Source organism: Hydrogenophaga sp. OTU3427, assembly GCF_038440225.1.
Lineage (GTDB): Bacteria > Pseudomonadota > Gammaproteobacteria > Burkholderiales > Burkholderiaceae_C > Hydrogenophaga.
Genome location: NZ_JASATI010000090.1, coordinates 1 through 3,690, shown reverse-complemented (window position 1 = coordinate 3,690; position 3,690 = coordinate 1). Strand labels below are relative to the sequence as shown.

Below are 3,690 nucleotides of genomic sequence, written 5' to 3'. Positions count from 1 at the left end.
AGTAGAACCAAGGGAAATGCCGTGTCACGGCTGGTGGAGACAACGCTCGGGACCTGGCTGGCGCTACTTCAGCGGTAGTGGGATGACAGCCTTCAGGCTGATCTGAGTCACTCGCGATTGGCGGACTGAATTGCTGTTGAGGTCCACACCGGCCAGTCGACGGACGGCAGGGTGTATGGCCGCTGCACCTTCAAGACCGGTCATTCGATAGGCCGTCGCCGACCGCGGACCGGGTGTGCCCGAGGAATCGCGTGCGCTCATGTTCGAGCCGTTCACGGGGCTTGAAGGCTCGGCCTCCGTGCACGGTGTCGGACTGGGCCTGGCCATCGCCCGCCGCGCCCTGGCGGTCCATGGCGGAACCATAGAGGCGGCCGTGGGCGAGGGCGGCGGTCTCCTGTTGACCCTGCGGCTGCTCAGGGCCTGAGGTCCGCCATGGCATCATCAGCCTTCCCCCGGAACAAAGCCCCCACGATGAACCCCGGAGCCCCGTTGCCCTCCACCCCGCATCGCCTGCCCAGCGACTTCGACCTCGCGCGCTGGCGCGCGCTGGAGCGCGAAACGCCGGGTGACGCGACCTGGTCAGCCCTGCCCGCGTCGGTGCGGCGCTCCAGCGAGGGACGCCCCTGGCCCGGCCTCGCGTTGTGGCATCAGGTGGGACCCGAGGGCGATCTGTACGTGCCGCCGATGGCCAGCCACACCGTGCTCGTGCGGCGCGCCATCCCCACCCAGCTCGTGCAGCGGCAGGGCGTGGCGGTGCAGGCCACGCAGTGGCAGCCGGGCCAGGCGCTGGTGGTGCCCGCCGGGGTGCCCAGCTTCTGGCGCAGCGACAGGCCTCGCGATAACCTGCACATCGACCTGGCGCCGGCCTGGCTGCAGCGCAGCGCGCAGGCCGATGTCGCGCTGAGCAGTTGCTTCGGCCGCAACGATCCGGTGCTGGCCGGCTTCGCGCAGCTCCTGCTGGCTTCGCTGGACACTGATACCTCGCTCAATCGCGCCTTCGGCGAGCGCATCGCCGAGGCGATCGCACTGCACCTGCTGGCGCACTACGCCGCGCCGCAAGCAGCGTTGCGCGGGCCGGGCGGCCTGTCGCACCGCCAGTTGCGGCGCGTGGAGGACGCCGTGCGCGCCGACCTAGCGGCGGGCTGGACCATCGCCCGGCTGGCGCAGCTCGTGGACCTGAGCCCGTTTCACTTCGCGCGCGCGTTCAAGGCTTCGGCCGGCGTGGCGCCGCACGCGTGGCTGCGGCTGCAGCGCATGGAAAGGGCGGCGCAACTGGTGCGCCAGGGCGAGCGTTCGATGGGCGAGATCGCCCACCTCACCGGACACCGCTCGGCTGCGCACTTCGCGCAGGCCTTCCGCCTGCACTGGGGCGTGTCGCCGTCCACCTACGCACGCGCGGCCTGAGGCAGAGTCCCTCGGGGTTTTCCCCGAAAACGGCAAGCCGGCGACAGTCTGCGCAAGATTTCGACAACGGGCCCGTGGGCGTTCGCGCATAGTCGGACCTCGGACGATCCCGAGGCCGCAGACTGCGGATCGCAGACCGGCCATCGTCCACCTGCCCGAGGAGACATCATGACTACCCGTCGCCAGTTCAACACCCTGCTGGGCGCCTTCGGCGCGTCCGGTGTCCTGTCCACGCTGCCGCAGGCCGCGTGGGCGCAGCGGTCCGAGATGGCCCGCCTGATCGTCGGTTTCCCGCCCGGCGGCAGCACCGACAACGTGGCGCGCCGCCTAGCCGAGCGGCTGCGCGGCGCATACGCCGCCAACGTGATCGTCGACAACCGCCCGGGCGCCGGCACGCAGATCGCCGTTTCGGCGCTGAAGGAATCGGCGCCCGACGGCGCGTCCCTGCTGCTGTCGCCGCCCGCGCCGTTCAGCGTGTACCCCTTCACGTACCGCAAGCTGCCCTACGCGGTGGAAGACGTCATTCCCGCGGCCATGGTGTGTTCGTTTCCCTTTGCCTTCGCCGTGGGCCCCATGGTGCCCGAGACCGTGCGCAACATTCCGGACTTCATCGCCTGGGCCAAGGCCAACCCCACCAAGGCGAGCTTCGGCTCGCCTGCGTCCGGCTCCACGCCGCACCTGGTGGGTAGCCTGCTGGGCAAGCTCGCCGGCATCGAACTCATCCATGTCGCCTACCGCGGCGACGCGCCCGGCCTGCAGGACCTGATGGGCGGTCAGCTCGCCGCCTATTCCACGGTGCTGGGAAGCTACTTGCCGCACCTGAAGTCGGGCCGCCTGCGGCTGCTGGCGGTCTCGGGCGCCGAACGCAGCAGCTTCGTGCCCGACCTGCCCACCTACCGCGAACAGGGCTTTGACCTGGATATGACGGAGTGGTTCGGCCTATTCCTGCCCGCGAAGACACCCGCGGCCACGGTGCAGCGTCTGGCCGACGCGGCCAAGGTCGCCGTGGCCGAGCCCGACTACGTGCGTGGCCTGGCCGAATTCGGCATGACGGCGCGCTACACGGGCCCCGCCGACCTGGCTGCGCAACTGCGCCGCGAGACCGACATGTGGCGCGTGAACGTAAAGAAGATCGGCTTCACCGCCGAGAGCTGAGGCAGGCCGAGACTGCTCATGAGCGACACCCCCCTCTGGACTCCTTCTCCTCAGCGCCGGGCCGACGCGCTGGTCACCGCCTTCGAAGCCTGGCTGGCGCGTGAACGCGGCCTGCGCTTTGCCGGCTACGAGGCGCTGTGGCAATGGTCGGTGGATGACGCCGAAGGCTTCTGGAGCGCGGTGCTGGCGTTCTTCGATCTGCCGTTCGCGCTGCCGCCGCAGCGCATGCTGGGCGAGGCGCCCATGCCCGGGGCCTCGTGGTTTGCTGGCGCGCGCGTGAATTTCGTGGACCAGGTACTGCGGCACCAGTCGCTGGCGACACCGGCCATCCTCTACGAGAGCGAGGCCGGCGGCAGCGGCGAGATCGGCTGGGCCGAACTGCGGCGCCAGGTCGCGGCCGTGGCGGCCACGCTGTGCGCGCTGGGCGTGCAGCCCGGCGACCGCGTGGCCGGCTACCTGCCAAATATCCCGCAGACCGTGGTCGCCTTCCTGGCCGCCGCCAGCCTGGGCGCCGTGTGGTCGCTGTGCGCGCCCGACATGGGGCCGGTCAGCGTGGGCGACCGCCTGCGCCAGATTGAACCCAAGGTGCTCATTGCGGTGGACGGCTATAGGTTTGCCGGCAAGCCGTTCGATCGGCGTGCCGCGCTGGACGAAATCCTCATCGGCCTGCCCAGCGTGCAGGGCGTGGTGTGGATCCCGCACCTGGATGCGCAGGCCGCGCCGCCCACCCAGGTGACGACGCGCAGCTGGCAAACCTTTGACAGCGCGTCGTCGGGTGACGCGGCGCTGCAGGTGGTATCGCTGCCTGTAGACCATCCATTGTGGATTCTCTATTCCTCCGGCACCACGGGCCTGCCCAAGCCCATCGTGCACGGCCATGGCGGCGTGCTGGCCAACGGCATGGTCAACATGGTGCTGCACAACGACCTGCACCTGGGCGACCGCATCCTGTGGGCCGTGAACACCTCGTGGATGGTTTGGAACGCCCACATCATGAGCCTGCTGGGCGGCGCGACCGTGGTGCTGTACGACGGCAGCGTCACCGGCGCGGGCGCCGAGCCCGACTGGGGATACCTGTGGAAGCTGGCCAGCCGCACGCGGGTGCAGTTCTTCGGCGCGGGTGCGGCCATC

Annotated in this window: 3 protein-coding genes and 1 pseudogene; all 4 read left to right on the top strand. The window is 70.1% G+C overall.

Annotated elements, in window-relative coordinates; genetic code table 11:
• Positions 1 to 226: 226 nt before the first annotated feature.
• Positions 227 to 424 (top strand): annotated as a pseudogene (locus AAHB17_RS24290) (ATP-binding protein); the annotation flags it as partial.
• A 47-nt stretch (positions 425 to 471) separates the two neighbouring features.
• A complete protein-coding gene (locus AAHB17_RS24285; protein ID WP_342133636.1) occupies positions 472 to 1,404 on the top strand; it encodes a helix-turn-helix transcriptional regulator in 933 nt (310 codons plus the stop codon).
• A 168-nt stretch (positions 1,405 to 1,572) separates the two neighbouring features.
• Positions 1,573 to 2,559, top strand: coding sequence for a Bug family tripartite tricarboxylate transporter substrate binding protein (locus AAHB17_RS24280; RefSeq protein ID WP_342133635.1), 987 nt, complete (start codon positions 1,573 to 1,575; stop codon positions 2,557 to 2,559).
• Positions 2,560 to 2,577: 18 nt separating this feature from the next.
• Positions 2,578 to 3,690 (top strand): AMP-binding protein (locus AAHB17_RS24275; protein ID WP_342133634.1); only part of this gene is annotated, 1,113 nt, incomplete at its 3' end.

Bases quoted from the DNA above. Each gene is read 5' to 3' on its own strand.
- AAHB17_RS24280 (WP_342133635.1), top strand. From the start codon at position 1,573: ATGACTACCCGTCGCCAGTTCAACACCCTGCTGGGCGCCTTCGGCGCG.
- AAHB17_RS24285 (WP_342133636.1), top strand. From the start codon at position 472: ATGAACCCCGGAGCCCCGTTGCCCTCCACCCCGCATCGCCTGCCCAGC.